Raw genomic sequence first — 15,202 nt, 5'->3', positions numbered from 1 at the left:
GATATCCACCGCGCATGCCGGACGAAGCGGGCTGCCGCGTCCGATTTCGTATTAGTTAGGAAACTTTACAAACTATCTTTGCAGACGGCAAGAACTATGATTTGATAATCGTCGTAAAAAGCGCATCAAGCGCGATTGGGAGATTGCAAACATGAGCAGGAGAAGGATTGGTCTGGGCCTCGCGGCCGCTTCTTTCGCATGGGGATTGGCAGCCGGCGTGGCGCATGCAACCGACATCTCGTTCTGGACCTGGCGCCAGGAAGACAAGGCCGCCTACAACGAACTTTTCGCCGATTTCACCAAGGAGAACCCGGACATCCATGTGAAGTTCGAGTCGTTCCCGGATGAGAACTATCCGACCATCGTCTCGACGGCGCTGGCCGCCGGCAAGGGCGGCGACGTCATCCATACCCACGCCTACGGCTGGCTCGAGCAGTTCGTGAAAGCAGGCTATTTCGAGCCGCAGGATCTGACCACAGTTCCTTCACTCGCCAACCAGCCCGCCGATGCGCTGGTGGCCGGCACCTACCGCGCCGACAAGAAGGTCTATTCCCTGCCCTTCGCTTCGCAGACGCTTGGCCTGTTCATCAACAAGGACGTCTTTGCCAAGGCTGGGCTGACCCCGCCGACCACATGGGACGAGTTCATAACCGTCAGCAAGGCGCTGAAGGACAAGGGCATCTATCCCCTGGCCAACGGCATGGGCACAAGCTGGTTCAACGAGATGTTCGTCGCCATCTTCACCAACCCGTTCCTCGGCCAGGACTTTGTCACAGACCTGACGTCGGGCAAGACTACTTTCAAGGACCCACGCTACGTCGCGGCACTCGGCAAGCTGCTCGAATTGCGCGACTACATGCCTCCTGGATTCGAAGGCATCGATTACGACACCGCTGGCCAGCTGTTCATCAGCGGTAAAGCGGCGATGCTGGCCGGCGGCAGCTTCGACATCGCCAGCTACCGGACCCAGAACCCGGCCATCAACATGGACTTCGTCGCCCCGCCGATGGCCAAGGCCGGCGACGTGCCTGAGGTGACCAAATTCTTCGACGGGGGTTATGCCGTCAACGCCAAGTCGGCCAACAAGGAGGCCGCGCTCAAGCTGGTCACCTGGATGGGCACCAAGGAGTTCGGCGACAAGTTCTCGGCATTGCTCGGCAACATCTCGCCGATCAAGGGCGTGGTCATCAAGGACGAGCTGCTGGCCCACGTCGCCAAGTTGAACGAGACCGCCATGCCGCATATCAATGTCGTCTACTTCCGTTTCGAGAAGCCGACGGGATCGGAGCTGCTGCAGGGCGACATCACCAAGATGATGTCGGGTTCGATCACCCCGGACCAACTGGCCGCCGACCTGACCGACGGCCTTGCCAAATGGTACAAACCTTTCCAGGGCAAGTGAAATGAACAGCGGCCGGCGCCACACCACAAAAGCCTTTCCCTGGCGCCGGTCACTCTGGATCGCGTCCCTGCTGACACCGGCCCTGGTGGTCATGGTACTCTTCGTGCTGTGGCCGCTGCTCTCAGCCTTCCGCCTTGCCTTTTATGAGTTCAACGGCCTGCAGCCGACCGGATTCATCGGCTTCGAAAACTTCCGCAAGGTGCTGTTCGAACAGCCTTATAGCGGCTGGACCTACAATGCGCTGAAACACAACATCATCGCCTTCGTGGCCCTGATGGTGTTCGAGAACGGCACCGCCTTCCTGCTTGCCTACGCATTGCTGAAGGCGTTGCCCGGCCACCGCATCCACCAGGTCATCGTCTTTCTGCCTGTCGTGCTGTCGGCCGTCATCGTCGGCTTCCTGTGGAAACTGTTCCTGCATCCGCTGTTTGGTCTGGTCAACCAGACACTGGCGCTTGTCGGCATCGGCGCCATCCCGTGGCTCGGTAATGAAAACACCGCGCTGGGCAGCATCCTGTTCGCCAATGTCTGGCACTGGCTCGGCTTCCCGACGCTGGTGTTGCTCGCCGGCATGCAGCGCGTGGGCAGGGAGGTGATCGAGGCCGCCCGCCTCGACGGCGCAGGCGATTATGTGCTGATGACGCGCATCATTTGGCCGCTCATTGCGCCGAGCGTCACCATCGTCACCATCCTGACCTTCATCGGCAGCTTCAACTGGTTCGAAATCCCCTATGTGATGGCCGGCCTCACCGGTTCGCCCGGCGGCGCGACGGATGTCCTCGGCCTCTATTTCTACCGCACGGCCTTTGGCTCGACGACAACAGGCATCCAGGATTTCGGCCAGGGCAGCGCGCTGGCGGTGATGATGTTCATCATCGTTGCCGGCGTCACCGCAATCGCGCTTCGCTATCTGCGCCGTCGCGAGATCGAACTGTGAGCGCAATGGTCGGCACCCGGGAACCCGGCGAGTTGTTGAAGAACGGCGGCATCCAGCTGATGCTGGCGATCAACGCTGTCATCATGATCTATCCGCTGTTCGTTATGGTGATGTCGTCCTTCAAGACCAATGCCGAGATCTTCAGCTCGCCCTTCGCCCTGCCGGCGCACTTTTCGCTGGCCAATGCCGAGCGTGTGTGGAGCGAAACCAATTTCGTCCGCTACCTCGCCAATTCCCTCGGCATCACCATGGCCGCGGTAGCACTGATCCTTCTGTTCAGCACCATGGCCGCCTATGCCATCGCCCGCTATCAATTCAGGTTGAGCGCACTGGCGCTGATGTTCTTCCTCAGCGGCATGACCGTGCCGCTGAAACTGGCGATCATTCCATTGTTCATCCAGCTGGATTCGCTTGGCCTGGTCGACAGCTATGCCGGCCTGGTGCTGGTCTATGTTGCCATGGGTATTCCCTCCGCGGTGTTCATCATGACCGGCTTTCTCAGAACCTTGCCGCGCGAACTGGAGGAGTCGGCGCGCATGGACGGTGCCAGCGAATTTCGCATCATGCGCTCGATCATGCTGCCGCTGGCGCGCCCGGCGCTGGTCATCGTCGCAATCCAGAATGCGGTGCCGATCTGGAACGATTTCTTCTTTCCGCTGGTGCTGATCACGTCGGACAATCTCAAGACGCTGCCGCAGGGCCTCACGGTCTTCGTCGGCGAATTCACCACCGATTGGGGCGTGCTGTTCACCGGGCTGACGCTGGCGGCCCTGCCGATCACCTTGCTCTATATCGTGCTGTCGAAGCAGTTCATCTCAGGCATCACGCAAGGTGCGGTGAAATAAGGCGCGATCAAAGGACGAGGATATTTTCAAGTGGCGAACCAGAACAAGATCATCATCACCTGCGCGGTCACCGGCTCGATCCATACGCCATCGATGTCGCCGTATCTGCCGGTGAGCGCGCAAGAGATCGCCGACGCCGCGATCGGGGCGGCGGAGGCTGGTGCAGCCATCGTCCACCTGCATGCGCGTAATCCCGTCAACGGCCGGCCCGACCAGTCGACCGAAGCCTTTGCACCCTTCCTGAAAGTGATCAAGCAGCGCTCCAACTGCGTCATCAACATCACCACCGGCGGAGCTGCGACGATGACCGTCGAGGAGCGGGTCAAGCCGGCAGCCACCTTCGCGCCGGAAGTCGCCTCGCTGAACATGGGCTCGATGAATTTCGGGCTCTATCCGATGCTTGAGCGCTTCAAGACCTTCGAGCATGATTGGGAGCGCCCCTATCTCGAAGGCTCCCGCGACCGTATCTTTCGCAACACCTTTGGTGACATCGAGCATATCCTGCGCACCTGTGCGGAAAACGGCACGCGTTTCGAGATCGAGTGTTACGACATCGGCCATCTCTATACGCTTGCCCATTTCGTCGAACGCGGCCTGGTCAAGGCGCCGTTCTTCGTCCAGAGCGTGTTTGGCATCCTGGGCGGCATCGGCACCCATCCGGAGGACATCGCGCATATGAAGCGCACCGCCGACCGCTTGTTCGGCAATGACTATCATTGGTCCGTGCTGGGCGCCGGGCGCAGCCAGTTGCCGATCGCCACCCAGGCCATCGCGCTGGGCGGCAATGTGCGCGTCGGGCTGGAGGACTCGCTCTGGATCGGCAAGGGCCAGCTGGCAAAATCCAACGCCGAGCAGGTGAAGAAGGTGCGCCAGATCATCGAGGGGTTCGGCGCCTCGGTGGCCACCCCTGACGAGGCGCGGCAGATCTTGCAGCTCAAGGGCGGCGACACGGTTTCTTTCTAGGGGAAAACACCAATGAGCGCGGTCACCATATTGGGTGTCGAGAAGGCCTATGGCAAGGCGCGGGTCATCCACGGCGTGTCAGTGGATATCGCGTCGGGTGAATTCGTCATCCTGGTCGGTCCGTCCGGTTGCGGCAAGTCGACCCTGCTAAGGATGATCGCCGGCCTCGAAGACATCAGCACCGGCGAGATCGCGCTCGACGGCAAGGTCATCAACGACGTCGCCCCAAAATCCCGCGATATCGCCATGGTATTCCAGAACTATGCGCTCTACCCGCATATGACGGTCCGCGAGAACATGGCTTTCGCGCTGACGCTGAAGAAGACCGACAAGGGCGAGATCGACGCCAAGATCGTGCGCGCCGCAACGATCCTTGGACTGCAAGATTTGCTGGAGCGCTATCCGCGCCAGCTTTCCGGCGGCCAGCGCCAGCGCGTCGCCATGGGGCGCGCCATCGTGCGCGACCCGAAAGTCTTCCTGTTCGACGAGCCCCTCTCCAACCTCGACGCCAAGCTACGGGTGCAGATGCGGTCCGAGGTCAAGGCGCTGCACCAGCGCCTGGGAACCACCATCGTCTACGTCACCCACGACCAGGTCGAGGCCATGACCATGGCCGATAAGATCGTTGTCATGAATGGCGGTGTCGTCGAACAGGTCGGCGCCCCGCTCGACCTCTACGACCAGCCGGCCAATCTGTTCGTTGCACAGTTCATCGGCTCGCCGTCGATGAACATCCTGCAAGGCAGCACCACAGCCGATGGGTTTACCGCCAGCGACGGCACGGTCTTTCCTTTACCGCTATCGGGAAAGACGGAAAGTGCTCTCGCCTGGGGCATCCGGCCCGAACATCTCAGGCTAGCCGACAGCGGTGTGCCGGCCGTGGTCGAAGTGGTCGAACCGACAGGTGCGGAAACCCTTGTCATGGCCAAGGCCGGCGACAACACGCTAAGCGCACTGCTGCGCGAACGGATTCGTGTAGCGCCAGGTCAGCTTGTTTTCCTGGCGCCGGACCTGACCCAACTCCATCTGTTCAATGCCCAGGGTGGGCGTATCCCGTCCACGGTCCAACAGACATAGCCGCGCGCGCCGGCTTTGATTGGACGCCATCCGATGAAATTGACCTGCCACCGCACTTTTTCCAGTGCGCTGAGATGGTCCGGATGGTCGACGCGACTGAGAAGGGCGTGGTCATCTCTTCGCCGCGATCCGTAGAACAAAACCCGGAAAAGCCCGCACTTTTGCCGGCGGCATGTGGCGTGACGGATGATAGGCGCAAAGCGGAAACTGCTCGTCGACCAGTCCGCCAGGATCGGCGTGAGCGCCCCGCTCTCAAGCCACCCGCCCAGGCCGATGGCAAGGCTCGACAATGCGCGTCGACGTCGGCGACGCGCACCATTGCTGAGATCGCTTCGCCGTCCGGCGGCAAGCGTCCGCCCCTACCGATGACGACGACAGCCCCTTCGCCGAAGCCGAGTTGGGCGCGGTGATTGGCGATCGTCAACCGCAATTCGAATCCGAAGGCCTCGCAAAGCCAACGGCTGGCCGCTTCGACGTCGGGGTAGGAAAGCACGGGTATGACCGCACTGGCTGGCATGGACCGGTTGTGCATCGGCGAGCCTCCTTCCGGCGCCGATGAGGGGCGGGCGCCGGGTTTCAATTATAGGGCGACCGGCATTGCTGCCGAGGACCGCCATAGGGCTGGTAGCTGTTGTCCCAGGCGCGGTAGGAGCGGTAGCGGTCATAGCACCAACGCACATGGGCGGCCGCCAGGCGCGCCGCGGGGGGCGGAGGTGGCGCAACCGTGGCGGCCGCCACGCCGGCCGCGAAGGCGGCGGCCGGGAACCAGTAGCCATTGTAGTAACGGTAGCCGGGCCGCGCCCGCCAGTAGCCTCGATGGCCATTGTAGTAGTAGGCGCCGCCGACGACGTAGAAGCCCTGCCGGTACCAGACCGGCGTCGCCTGGCTGGTCACGGCCACCGGGGCCGCCGGCGTGGCAAGCGGCATGGCATCGGCCGGCGAGGCAAGGGTCGCAGTGCTGAGCATCACGCCGCACAAAGCAGGGATCATTCTCTTCATCGATTGTCTCCTCTGGTCTGGTGTGGTCACTGGCGCCGCAACGCCCGCAACTCGGTGATCGACAATGCTTTGTCGCCGTCGGTGTCCGCCTGCAGCAGCCGGTCGGGGATGGCGGCCGTGAATTCGTCGCGCGAGATTTTGCCGTCGCCGTTGCGGTCCATGCGGCTTGCTTCGACCTGCAGGCCGGTGAACCGTGCGGCCTGGACGTCGCGTCTCGACTTGACCTTTTCCATTGCCGCCTGCACCTCGCCAGGATCGAGCACGCCATTGTGGTTGGCATCTAGCCGGTCGAACATCCGCGCTCGCGCGGCCTGGATTTCGCTGAACTCGAGCTTCCGGTCGCCATTGGTGTCGATGCGCCGGAACGCCTCCCTGGCCCCTTGTTCGGCTGCGAATGCGCTGCAGCCGCACAGAAGCAGCCCCGCAAGGGCGGTCAAGATCTTGGTCATCTGGGTCTCCATTGTAGTCGACAGCCCGCCGCGGACCGTCCCTGCAGCATCTCTTACGCGGGAGTTCGACGGCTCCTACGCGCCGGCCCCGAATTTTTTCGGGAGCTCGATGCGCGGGACTGACGCTGTGGCGGCCAACGAAAAAAATCCGGCCGACGGCGTAGGAGCACGGACCGGGCTGCGTATTGGCCGATAGTCGCTCCCTCGCGACGTCACAATCGAAAGGAACCATCCATGAAACGCTCAGCGATCCTTGCGGGCCTGTTTCTAGGCCTCACGCCGATCTGCGCCGCCACGGCCAAGGACATGCCCGGCCAACGCATCCTCCAGCGCCTCGACATCAACGGCGACGGTGCGATCTCGAAGGCCGAAATACTCGCCGCCCGCGAACGCATCTTCAAAAGGCTCGACCGCAACGGCGACGGCGTCATCGACGAGAAGGAGATCGAAATCGCCAGGCAAGCCATCGAGGATCGCGCCGAGGCGGCCGAGGCCCGCCTCGGCAATCGTTTGCGGCGCTTGGACAGGAATGGCGATGGCGAGGTCACCGGGAACGAGTTTCAGGCGAGCACGCCGCTCTTCGATCTCGCCGACCGCAACGGCGACGGCAGGCTCTCGGCCGACGAGATTGCAACCATTCGCAACGTCGTCTCCGCTCACGCCAACTGACCGATGCGCGATCTGAAAGGAAAAATGACATGATTTCCAAAGCCAAATTCGCACTGCTAAGCCTCTGCGCAACGGTGGTCTGGTCGGCCGCTTCCCCTGCCTCGGCGGAGGACTGGACACGCAAGACCGCTCAGGGCGGCGAGTTGAGCCGCAGCGTCAGCCGGGACGGCAACATCTATACCGGCTCGACGACGCGAACCGGACCGAACGGCGGCACTTACACGTCCGGTTCCAGCTGCAAGGCCGGCGTTGTTGACCGCTGCTCCAGGAGCTATTCTGCCACGGGGCCGAACGGCAAGACCGTTTCGGGCCAACGCTATTCCGCGGCCGGGCCGTTTCGCGGCCGCTCGGTCGGCAGCTTCACAGGCCCGAACGGCAACACGGTTCACGGCTTTCGCCGCTGGCGCCGCTGACATCTGGTGAGGGACTTGACGTCGGAATTCGCTTTTCTGCCGAACCGGACCGTCGCGGATGTCGTCCTCGCCGTCGATGCTTCGTCAACCGGTGCCGGCCGCCGTGCCGGGTGAAGCATCCTGCGGCGACGACGAGCTTTTGGCCCACATCGCCGCGGGCAACCAGGCGGCTTTGGCCGAGTTCATGGCACGCCACGGCCGTGGGCTGCGGTCTTTCGCCACGCGTTATCTCGGCTACGCCGCCGACGCCGAGGACGTGGTGCAGGAGGTGTTCGTGACCGTCTGGAAGCAGGCCCCTCGATTCGACCCCGGCAGGGGACGTGCCTCGACGTGGCTCTACCGGATCGCGGCCAACCGCTGCATCGACCAGCGCCGGCGCCGTGCGTTGCGCAATTTCTTCGGCCTGGAGGACATCGGCGAGGAGCCCGCGGCGCCGGAAGCAAATGCCGAGACCGTGACGGCGGCCAGGCAGGAACTGGCGATCGTGCGCGATGGCCTGTGCCGCCTGCCGGAGCGTCAGCGGATGGCGCTGCTTCTAAGGACCGTCGCCGAGATTGACATCGGCGGCATAGCCGACGTGATGGGCACCAGCACGGGTTCGGTCGAGCAGTTGCTCGTGCGAGGGCGCCGTACGCTCAGGGATCTTTTGGCAGATGCGGCCCCGGGTCGCGAAAGGAAGTCCTCATGACACGCGAGGAATTCGAGAAGAACCGGCGCCGTTTCGGCGACGATATCGACGCCTGGCCAGCGCCCTTGAGAGGGCCTGCCCTGGCGTTCATGGCGCTTGACGGCGATGCCGGCGCGCTCCACAGGCTGGTGCGGCAGGCAGCGCTGGTCGATGGAGACGATCGCGCCCTGGCGCGCGAGGTGATGGCACGGATCCAGCGCGGCGCGGCGCGGCCGTTCCGGCTGCCGCGCTTCCTTGTTACGCCGGCGGGCCTCGCCGCTTGCACCGCAGCCGTCCTCGTCGCCGCGACGCTCGCCGGCTACCAGGTGGCGCGCCTTCAGGACCAGCCGCAGGATTCCGAACTTCTGGCGCTCGCCGCGGGCGCCGGGCTTGCAGATGATGGAGGCTCGGCGATCGCGGCCGATCCGGGCGAGGGGAATCCGCTATGACCAGGCGCTGTTGGATATGGGCGACCGTGCTGGTTGTGCTCGCGCTGTCGCTTGCCCTCAACTTCTTCTTGATTGGCTATGCCGCGCATGGCCTGCGCCAGGCGGCCGTTGCGCGCGGGTTGCTCGCGGAGGTCGCTGGCGCCTACTCGCCAGAGGTGCGCAAGACATTCCGCACGGTCATGCGCGACAACCGTGCGCGCACGTTCGAAGCGCTGCGGCAGCTGCGCGCGGCGCGCGCCGACCTGACGGCGATCGAAAAGGCGCAACCCTTCGACGAGGCGGCGGTCAGGCAGGCGATGGCCGCGGTGCGCGCCGCCACGACCAATCTTCAGGCAACGGTGCAGGATTATCTGCTTGCCGCCATGAAGAACGTCAATGCAAAGCCGGCCGGCGGCGGATGAGCCGTCGCCGCACTCGCGGCACAATTGCGGTGACCTATTTCAACATCGAAAAACATGATGACGGTCCAATGCGGAACGACGGGCTTGTCCTGATATTGCTCTGGCGAGAGCTGGTCGCCGGCCTGCGCGCGATGCGGCGCCACGATCTTCTCTGGATTGGGTTTGGCGGCGGTGGGCTGCTGGCCTATGCGGTCGCCGATATCGTGATCGCGCTGCGCGCGGCCGCGCCAAAACTCCGCCACGACGAGCTTCTGTGGACTCTCGGCCTGCCACTTGCCTTGGCGGTGCTCGGGATGCTCGCCGGCAACGCGGTGTCTGAGCTCTGCCTTCAACGCGCCTTCGCGCCCTTCCTCAAAGCGCTGCCGTTTGCCCCCGGGCAGCGCCGCCGCATAGCGGGCGAGGCAATGTTCGCGCTTGCGGCGCCGCTTGGCGTTCTGGTTGCCGTTTTGATTGGAAGCGCCTGCATCGTCATTGGAAAGCAGTTGGCGCTTGCCTGGGGCCTGGGCGCTGCGATCCTGTTTTCCATCAGCTTCGGCGCGGCAGCGCTTTGGCGCCTGCGACGGCCACGTCTTCTCCTCGAAGAGGCGGGAAGCGAGACGGCGCCGATTGGAAGGCCCTGGCTGCGCGGCCTCGACCAGGCCCGTCCGCGCTGGCTGTCAAGTTGGGCCTGGAAGCTGCCGGGCGGCAATATACGGCCGTCTTGGAAGCTGGTGACCGCCGGCCTGCTGCCTGCGCTCGCGGCCATCGTCGGCGCATCGGCAAGCCTGGCCGGCGGCACGGCCAAGCCAGCGGCGGCCGCGGGCCTGGCCGGCGGCATTCTTGTCTTCATGCTTAGCCTGCATTGCCAGCCGCTCGGGTCGCCGGTGCTACGCACGGCGCCCATCGGCTTTACCCGCGTCTGGTTGCGGCTGATGCGATTGCCGCTGCAATTGTCGCTCGCCTTCTTCCTGTTGCCGGCCGGCGCGGCGCTTGCGGCCGAGCCGTCGGCTTGGCCGGTGCCGGTCGCAAGCGGCCTCTGGCTGCTGGTGCTGAATGGCGCCTATGCGGTGTTCGGGGCCTATTTCCTAAACGCGCCCTTCGTCGCCATGCTGAGTTTCGCCGGCGCGCTCACCTATAGCAGCTACGAGACGCTAGAATATGGCCGCACCGTGCTGATCGGCCTGGCCGCGCTGGTGTTCTTCCTGTGGCACCGAACCCGACAGAGGTATCGCAATGGATGAAGTCCTCGCCGTCAATGAGCTCAGCGCCGGCTATCGCGGGCGCATGATCGTTCGCGGCATCGATCTTTCGCTCCGCCGGGGCGACATAATCGGCCTGCTTGGCGCCAATGGCTCCGGCAAATCGACGCTTATCAGGGCGATCACTGGCCAGATCCCGTTGCTCGGCGGTAGGGTGGCGATCGATGGTATCGGGCTTGCCGGCGCGCCGGAGCGCGCCAAAGCTGGCTTCGGCCTTGCTATCGAGCCGCATGAATTGCCGGCGCCGCTTTCAGGGCGCCAATATATGGATCTCGTCGCTTCGATCCGCGGCTGCGCGCCGGACGACCTGCCCTGCGGCGACCTTCTGGAGCGGCTGGATCTCAGACGCTGCATCGACCTACCGATCGCCGAATACTCGCTTGGCACGCGAGCCAAGTTCGCGATTCTCGCCGCCCTTCTCGGCAGGCCGCCACTTCTGATCTTCGACGAGACGCTGAACGGCCTCGATCCATGCGCCGCCTGGGAGGTGAAACGTGTGATCACCGCGCTCTGCGCGAGCGGGCGGCATGCCGCCATCGTCTCGACCCATGTGGTGGAGGCCGTCCCGACGCTCTGCAACCGCGCCGTTCTGATGGCCGACGGAAGCCTGAGCCGTAGCTGGGACGCGACCCAGCTGGTCGAAGGGGGCAGGGTGCCTGGGGCCTTTGAGGAAAGCGTCATGCAGGCGCTGCGTACGCGGGCCGACGCCTGATGTCGCAGACCGAACCGCTCCGCCCCACTGTGAATGTTTCTGAACCAAAGCCGCCTGGGCAGCATGGTGACGATCGAGCTTGGCGGCGCCCGCCGCCTGCGGGTCGAGAGTGACATCGGACAGTGAGGCGCTCGGCAGAGTCCTGGATGTGCTGGAGCGACGATGATCCCGGTCCCGCGCGATGCGAAGGTGTCGCTGACCACTGGTTATACATACGGACATGCGCCAGGGCTTCCCCGGCCTCGCATTGATGGTGCATGAGACCTTGAAGTGGCATCCGCACAGCGGCCACTTGTTCTCTTTCCGCGGGCGGCAGGGTGCTTGATCAAAAGGTGATCTGGCATGACGGGTGATTGCCTGTTCACGAAGAAGCTTGAGCTCGGCCGCTTCATCTGGCCCTCGGCCGCCGACGGCACTGTGGTGATGACGCCCGCACAACTCGGCTATTTGCAGGGCAGCGACTTGCGAATGCCGCAAAAAGCCTGGCATCCAAGCTCGGCTGCAGGATCGTGCTGCCCCCGGACCGCCCACGCTACTTTTTCGCGGGCGGACGACGGGCCGATTGCAGGCGGTCTTCCCAATGCTGATTGGGTCGATTGCAGGGCAGCGATGCAGCGCTCCAGCCGTTCAAGTCGCGACTTGCAGGAATGGATGTGAAAGCCGGTCTCGATGAGCCTTCTTCGCTTCGAGGCGCCTCTTTCGGCAACTAGGTCCGTTTCGAGCTGGGCGATCTGTTCCCTGAGTCGTTGGGCGTCAGCAAGCCGCTGTTGCCGGATCCAGTCTCGACTGCGCATTCTCTACGTCCTCCGAATGCTCTAGTCAAAAGCCTCGGAGTCGCTGCGGCTGCTGTAGCGAAGTTCGATTTGGGGCAGTTCGGAGTCTCGCAATGTTCCGTCACCTTAATCACGTGTTTGTGGCTCGTGCCCAGCGAACCGCACTCCATACCCGCGTCCCAATATGCGTCCGCATCCGTAATGGGCAACCCTTTGAGCGCGTTTTTTTGGTGCTTCGGTCTGGCCGAAGTTCGAGGTGCGCTCGCAGGAAGCACGGCTATCAATGGCGGAGAAGATGATCGTGGCCGGACGCGGGGGCAGGGCGTCTCATTCTGTCTCGACGGGGTGGCCGACCGGCTCGCAAAAAACCGTCAAACAAGGGCCTGCGGGGTTGATTGTTCCAACAGCGCTTAGGCTTGTGCGCAGTGGAATCGCGGAGGGAAGCCATCATGAAAACTGCACTCAAATACCGATTAAATTCGTTTGCATGATGAGCGCCAGAGCGGGAGACTGCGGTCTGAAGCCACTCAGACCAGTGCGTGACGCAGTCGGAATGTTGGCGCAGATAATGCTGAGAATCTGAAGGCGCACTAGCCAGGCAGAAGGTATCCTGAAGCAGTGTGCCGCTTCGCCGCACGAGTGGTTTTGACCCGGATCGCCAAGGAGGCGAATATGGCTGAAGCTGATACTAAATTAAACGGACCGGATCTGGTCCAGGGGATCGCGCTGTCCGACCTTCCCGATGGCGGAAAGCTTGTCGGCCATTGTGGCGACGAGCAGGTGTTGCTGGTGCGCCGCGGGGCCGAGATATTCGCCATCGGCGCGACATGCACACATTATAGCGGACCGCTCGGTGACGGTCTTGTGGTGGCGGATACCATTCGGTGCCCGTGGCATCATGCTTGCTTCGATTTGCGCACAGGCGAAGCCTTGCGAGCGCCTGCCTTCAATCCACTCGCTTGCTGGGCGGTGAAACAGCGCGATGGGCGGATATTCGTGGGCGAGAAACTCAAACGGACCGCGCCGAAGCCGCGCGGCGCAAGCGCTGGCCGGGCCCCCGAGAGAATCGTCATCGTCGGCGGCGGCGCGGCCGGTTTCGCGGCGGCCGAAATGCTGCGGCGAGAGCAGTACCAGGGCAGCATCGTCATGATCAGCGACGACCATGCGCCGCCCGTCGACCGGCCGAATCTCTCCAAGGACTACCTCGCAGGGAAGGCCCCGGAGGATTGGATCCCGCTGCGCGGCGAGAAATTCTATTCAAAAAACAGTATCGACCTGCGTCTTAATATGAAGGTCGTCGATATCGACCTGCGTTTTCGGGAGGTCATTCTGGCTGATGGAACCAGGATTCCTTACGATAGGATGCTACTTGCCACGGGGGCCGAACCAGTGCGCCTCTCCACCCCCGGCGCGGATCAGCCACACGTTCACACGCTGCGCTCGTTTGCAGATTGCAAGGCGATCATCGAGCGAGCCACGACTGCGCGCCGCGCCATCGTGCTTGGCGCCAGTTTCATTGGCTTGGAAGTTGCCGCAGCGCTGCGCGCGCGCAATATCGAAGTTCATGTCGTGGCGCCGGATAAACGACCCATGGAACGGGTCCTCGGTCCCCAAATGGGTGACTTCATCCGCGCACTCCATGAGGAGAAGGGCGTCGTCTTCCATCTTGAGAACACGCCGACCAGCATCGATGGCAGGAAGGTGAAACTTAGCAGCGGCGATACGTTGGCGGCGGATTTCGTCGTCGTCGGCATCGGCGTGCGGCCGCGGACCGGGCTTGCCGAAAAGGCGGGCCTCACTCTTGACCGCGGCATCGTCGTGAATGCCTTTCTGGAGACGAGCGCACCGGACATATTCGCGGCCGGCGACATTGCGCGGTGGCCGGATCATCACACTGGCGAGAACATTCGGGTCGAGCATTGGGTGGTTGCAGAGAGGCAGGGGCAAACCGCGGCCCTGAACATGCTCGGGCATCGCGAGAAATTCGCGGCCGTGCCGTTCTTCTGGAGCCAGCACTATGACGTTCCCATCAACTATGTCGGCCATGCCGGGCAATGGGACGAGATTGCTGTCGATGGAGACATCGGTGCCAGGGACTGCCTGCTGCGCTTCAAGCGCGAAGGGCGCACGCTGGCTGTCGCTTCGATCTTCCGTGACATCGAAAGTCTAGGGGCGGAGATGGAAATGGAGCGCCAAATGGCAAGTTAGCAAGCGCTCTTGGGCACCGCGATCCATAGAGAGCGCAACCCGTATGGCGCAGCGGTGCGTCGCTGTGACTGAAAGGAGTTCGACCAATGTCCACAATGCAACAGGAACCGAGCACCACCAGCGGATTGGACGCGGTTCAGCATCATTCAAAGATCGTCAAGTTCGCTACAGGTGTGGCCAGGGAAGCGTCCGATGAGGCGCCGACCTCGGTCGAAATTTTTTCGGACAGGGGCCGCTGGTACTGCAGGGTCCGTCGCGGCGATGAAAAGACTCGGCCAATGGGTCCCTATTCCAAACAACAGGCTGAGCGGATCCAGGAGGCTCGGAGACTGTTGATTGCCAAAAGAGGCACCGCTCGGATCATGTTCGAGTAGGGAGGACATTCACGATCACGCCGGCCGGCGTACTTCTCACAATAACTTCGTCCATCATCGACTTTTTTGAAACTGTGCAGGTAGACCTCCGGCTTTGGGGGTTGTCGCGTTGTGAAGCCGCGTTGCGCGGCAGGGTGTCTGTGGACGTTTTCCTCTTGGCCAAGCCGGCATCGTCACAGCGTCCGCTGATGTGGCCGATGCGATGCATGCGGATCTGACCATATCCGGCGCCTACGGCCACAGCAGGTTCAGGGAGTGGATCTTTGGTGGTGCTACCCGCTCGCGGCTTGAGAATGATCACTGACCGGTCATGCCGATTTGATCGTGATACACAAGTCGTGGATGCACATTGTCAAAAGCTGAAAATTCCGCGCGGCTCGAGCGCTCCGGGTTGACCGCCCATCTATAGTGACAAGGCTGTCAGGCAGGCATCGGATGAGCATTCATTCACTCGTTACTCGCCTTCCGTGGCGATCAACATCCAATTGCGCTTTGTTGACGGGGTGTCGCAGGAGAACGTCCACGTATCGATCACCTCAACGATCTGCTGGGGATCGCCGGCGACGATCGCATCGTTGGCCGAGCGTGTAACACTGACCACGCCGGAAACGAAGCGAACGGCAATC

At 62.8% G+C, this 15,202-nt stretch carries 18 protein-coding genes; 15 read left to right on the top strand and 3 right to left on the bottom strand.

From position 1 onward, the window contains the following. Positions 1-151 precede the first annotated feature (151 nt). From LB532_RS28315 to LB532_RS28295, 5 genes are read left to right on the top strand one after another with little or no spacing between them, the layout of a single operon-like run. Complete coding sequence (locus LB532_RS28315) at positions 152-1,402, top strand: extracellular solute-binding protein (RefSeq protein WP_140643110.1); 1,251 nt, start codon at positions 152-154, stop codon at positions 1,400-1,402. Position 1,403: 1 nt separating this feature from the next. Next, positions 1,404-2,339, top strand: coding sequence for a carbohydrate ABC transporter permease (locus LB532_RS28310; RefSeq protein ID WP_140643108.1), 936 nt, complete (start codon positions 1,404-1,406; stop codon positions 2,337-2,339). A gap of 5 nt (positions 2,340-2,344) precedes the next feature. Next, positions 2,345-3,184, top strand: coding sequence for a carbohydrate ABC transporter permease (locus tag LB532_RS28305; RefSeq protein ID WP_224557531.1), 840 nt, complete (start codon positions 2,345-2,347; stop codon positions 3,182-3,184). A gap of 30 nt (positions 3,185-3,214) precedes the next feature. Continuing rightward, positions 3,215-4,147 (top strand): 3-keto-5-aminohexanoate cleavage protein, encoded by a 933-nt coding sequence (locus LB532_RS28300; RefSeq protein ID WP_140643104.1) that lies wholly within the window; start codon positions 3,215-3,217, stop codon positions 4,145-4,147. A 12-nt stretch (positions 4,148-4,159) separates the two neighbouring features. Continuing rightward, positions 4,160-5,224 (top strand): ABC transporter ATP-binding protein, encoded by a 1,065-nt coding sequence (locus LB532_RS28295; RefSeq protein WP_140643102.1) that lies wholly within the window; start codon positions 4,160-4,162, stop codon positions 5,222-5,224. A gap of 576 nt (positions 5,225-5,800) precedes the next feature. Here LB532_RS28295 and LB532_RS28290 read toward each other — a convergent pair. Further along, on the bottom strand, positions 5,801-6,223 hold the full coding sequence (locus LB532_RS28290) for a BA14K family protein (protein ID WP_140643100.1): 423 nt from the start codon (positions 6,221-6,223) through the stop codon (positions 5,801-5,803). A gap of 26 nt (positions 6,224-6,249) precedes the next feature. After that, positions 6,250-6,672, bottom strand: a complete 423-nt coding sequence (locus LB532_RS28285) for an EF-hand domain-containing protein (RefSeq protein ID WP_140643099.1) — start codon at positions 6,670-6,672, stop codon at positions 6,250-6,252. A 234-nt stretch (positions 6,673-6,906) separates the two neighbouring features. Between LB532_RS28285 and LB532_RS28280 the strand changes: the two genes are divergently transcribed. The 10 genes from LB532_RS28280 (at position 6,907) to LB532_RS28240 (ending at position 14,202) form a co-directional block, all read left to right on the top strand. Further along, positions 6,907-7,341, top strand: coding sequence for an EF-hand domain-containing protein (locus LB532_RS28280; protein WP_140643097.1), 435 nt, complete (start codon positions 6,907-6,909; stop codon positions 7,339-7,341). Between the two features lie 29 nt (positions 7,342-7,370). Then, entirely contained in the window at positions 7,371-7,754 is a 384-nt protein-coding gene (locus tag LB532_RS28275) for a hypothetical protein (RefSeq protein WP_140643095.1), read from the top strand. 58 nt (positions 7,755-7,812) lie between these two features. Then, positions 7,813-8,442, top strand: a complete 630-nt coding sequence (locus tag LB532_RS28270; RefSeq protein WP_224557521.1) for an RNA polymerase sigma factor — start codon at positions 7,813-7,815, stop codon at positions 8,440-8,442. After that, on the top strand, positions 8,439-8,870 hold the full coding sequence (locus LB532_RS28265) for a hypothetical protein (RefSeq protein WP_140643093.1): 432 nt from the start codon (positions 8,439-8,441) through the stop codon (positions 8,868-8,870). Before LB532_RS28270 ends, LB532_RS28265 begins: the two co-directional genes overlap by 4 nt. Continuing rightward, a complete protein-coding gene (locus LB532_RS28260) occupies positions 8,867-9,271 on the top strand; it encodes a periplasmic heavy metal sensor (RefSeq protein WP_140643091.1) in 405 nt (134 codons plus the stop codon). The genes LB532_RS28265 and LB532_RS28260 overlap by 4 nt, the downstream gene beginning before the upstream one ends. After that, complete coding sequence (locus LB532_RS28255) at positions 9,268-10,491, top strand: hypothetical protein (RefSeq protein WP_224557518.1); 1,224 nt, start codon at positions 9,268-9,270, stop codon at positions 10,489-10,491. The genes LB532_RS28260 and LB532_RS28255 overlap by 4 nt, the downstream gene beginning before the upstream one ends. Continuing rightward, positions 10,484-11,221: an ATP-binding cassette domain-containing protein gene (locus LB532_RS28250; RefSeq protein WP_140643089.1), complete on the top strand. Its 738-nt coding sequence runs from the start codon at positions 10,484-10,486 to the stop codon at positions 11,219-11,221. The genes LB532_RS28255 and LB532_RS28250 overlap by 8 nt, the downstream gene beginning before the upstream one ends. 220 nt (positions 11,222-11,441) lie before the next feature. Continuing rightward, the gene (gene tnpB, locus LB532_RS30460) at positions 11,442-11,546 is read left to right on the top strand and encodes an IS66 family insertion sequence element accessory protein TnpB (RefSeq protein ID WP_348641711.1); all 105 of its coding nucleotides are present in this window, start codon (positions 11,442-11,444) and stop codon (positions 11,544-11,546) included. 17 nt (positions 11,547-11,563) lie between these two features. Next, positions 11,564-11,878 (top strand): hypothetical protein, encoded by a 315-nt coding sequence (locus LB532_RS30455; protein WP_348641710.1) that lies wholly within the window; start codon positions 11,564-11,566, stop codon positions 11,876-11,878. A gap of 788 nt (positions 11,879-12,666) precedes the next feature. Then, positions 12,667-14,202 (top strand): FAD-dependent oxidoreductase, encoded by a 1,536-nt coding sequence (locus LB532_RS28240; protein WP_140643289.1) that lies wholly within the window; start codon positions 12,667-12,669, stop codon positions 14,200-14,202. Between the two features lie 828 nt (positions 14,203-15,030). Here LB532_RS28240 and LB532_RS30450 read toward each other — a convergent pair. Further along, positions 15,031-15,201, bottom strand: a complete 171-nt coding sequence (locus LB532_RS30450; protein ID WP_224557530.1) for a TIM44-like domain-containing protein — start codon at positions 15,199-15,201, stop codon at positions 15,031-15,033. Position 15,202: the final 1 nt, after the last annotated feature.

Source organism: Mesorhizobium sp. ESP-6-2 (assembly GCF_020164675.1).
Classification (GTDB): domain Bacteria; phylum Pseudomonadota; class Alphaproteobacteria; order Rhizobiales; family Rhizobiaceae; genus Mesorhizobium.
This window is presented reverse-complemented; position numbering and strand designations above follow the sequence as displayed.

Excerpts from the sequence above, each read along its gene's own strand:
- LB532_RS28265 (WP_140643093.1), top strand. The coding sequence starts at position 8,439 with ATGACACGCGAGGAATTCGAGAAGAACCGGCGCCGTTTCGGCGACGAT.
- LB532_RS28250 (WP_140643089.1), top strand. The coding sequence starts at position 10,484 with ATGGATGAAGTCCTCGCCGTCAATGAGCTCAGCGCCGGCTATCGCGGG.
- LB532_RS28270 (WP_224557521.1), top strand. The coding sequence starts at position 7,813 with ATGTCGTCCTCGCCGTCGATGCTTCGTCAACCGGTGCCGGCCGCCGTG.
- LB532_RS28290 (WP_140643100.1), bottom strand. The coding sequence starts at position 6,223 with ATGAAGAGAATGATCCCTGCTTTGTGCGGCGTGATGCTCAGCACTGCG.
- tnpB (WP_348641711.1), top strand. The coding sequence starts at position 11,442 with ATGCGCCAGGGCTTCCCCGGCCTCGCATTGATGGTGCATGAGACCTTG.
- LB532_RS30455 (WP_348641710.1), top strand. The coding sequence starts at position 11,564 with ATGACGGGTGATTGCCTGTTCACGAAGAAGCTTGAGCTCGGCCGCTTC.
- LB532_RS28280 (WP_140643097.1), top strand. The coding sequence starts at position 6,907 with ATGAAACGCTCAGCGATCCTTGCGGGCCTGTTTCTAGGCCTCACGCCG.
- LB532_RS28285 (WP_140643099.1), bottom strand. The coding sequence starts at position 6,672 with ATGACCAAGATCTTGACCGCCCTTGCGGGGCTGCTTCTGTGCGGCTGC.
- LB532_RS28315 (WP_140643110.1), top strand. The coding sequence starts at position 152 with ATGAGCAGGAGAAGGATTGGTCTGGGCCTCGCGGCCGCTTCTTTCGCA.
- LB532_RS28295 (WP_140643102.1), top strand. The coding sequence starts at position 4,160 with ATGAGCGCGGTCACCATATTGGGTGTCGAGAAGGCCTATGGCAAGGCG.
- LB532_RS28275 (WP_140643095.1), top strand. The coding sequence starts at position 7,371 with ATGATTTCCAAAGCCAAATTCGCACTGCTAAGCCTCTGCGCAACGGTG.
- LB532_RS28305 (WP_224557531.1), top strand. The coding sequence starts at position 2,345 with ATGGTCGGCACCCGGGAACCCGGCGAGTTGTTGAAGAACGGCGGCATC.
- LB532_RS28255 (WP_224557518.1), top strand. The coding sequence starts at position 9,268 with ATGAGCCGTCGCCGCACTCGCGGCACAATTGCGGTGACCTATTTCAAC.
- LB532_RS28240 (WP_140643289.1), top strand. The coding sequence starts at position 12,667 with ATGGCTGAAGCTGATACTAAATTAAACGGACCGGATCTGGTCCAGGGG.
- LB532_RS28310 (WP_140643108.1), top strand. The coding sequence starts at position 1,404 with ATGAACAGCGGCCGGCGCCACACCACAAAAGCCTTTCCCTGGCGCCGG.
- LB532_RS28260 (WP_140643091.1), top strand. The coding sequence starts at position 8,867 with ATGACCAGGCGCTGTTGGATATGGGCGACCGTGCTGGTTGTGCTCGCG.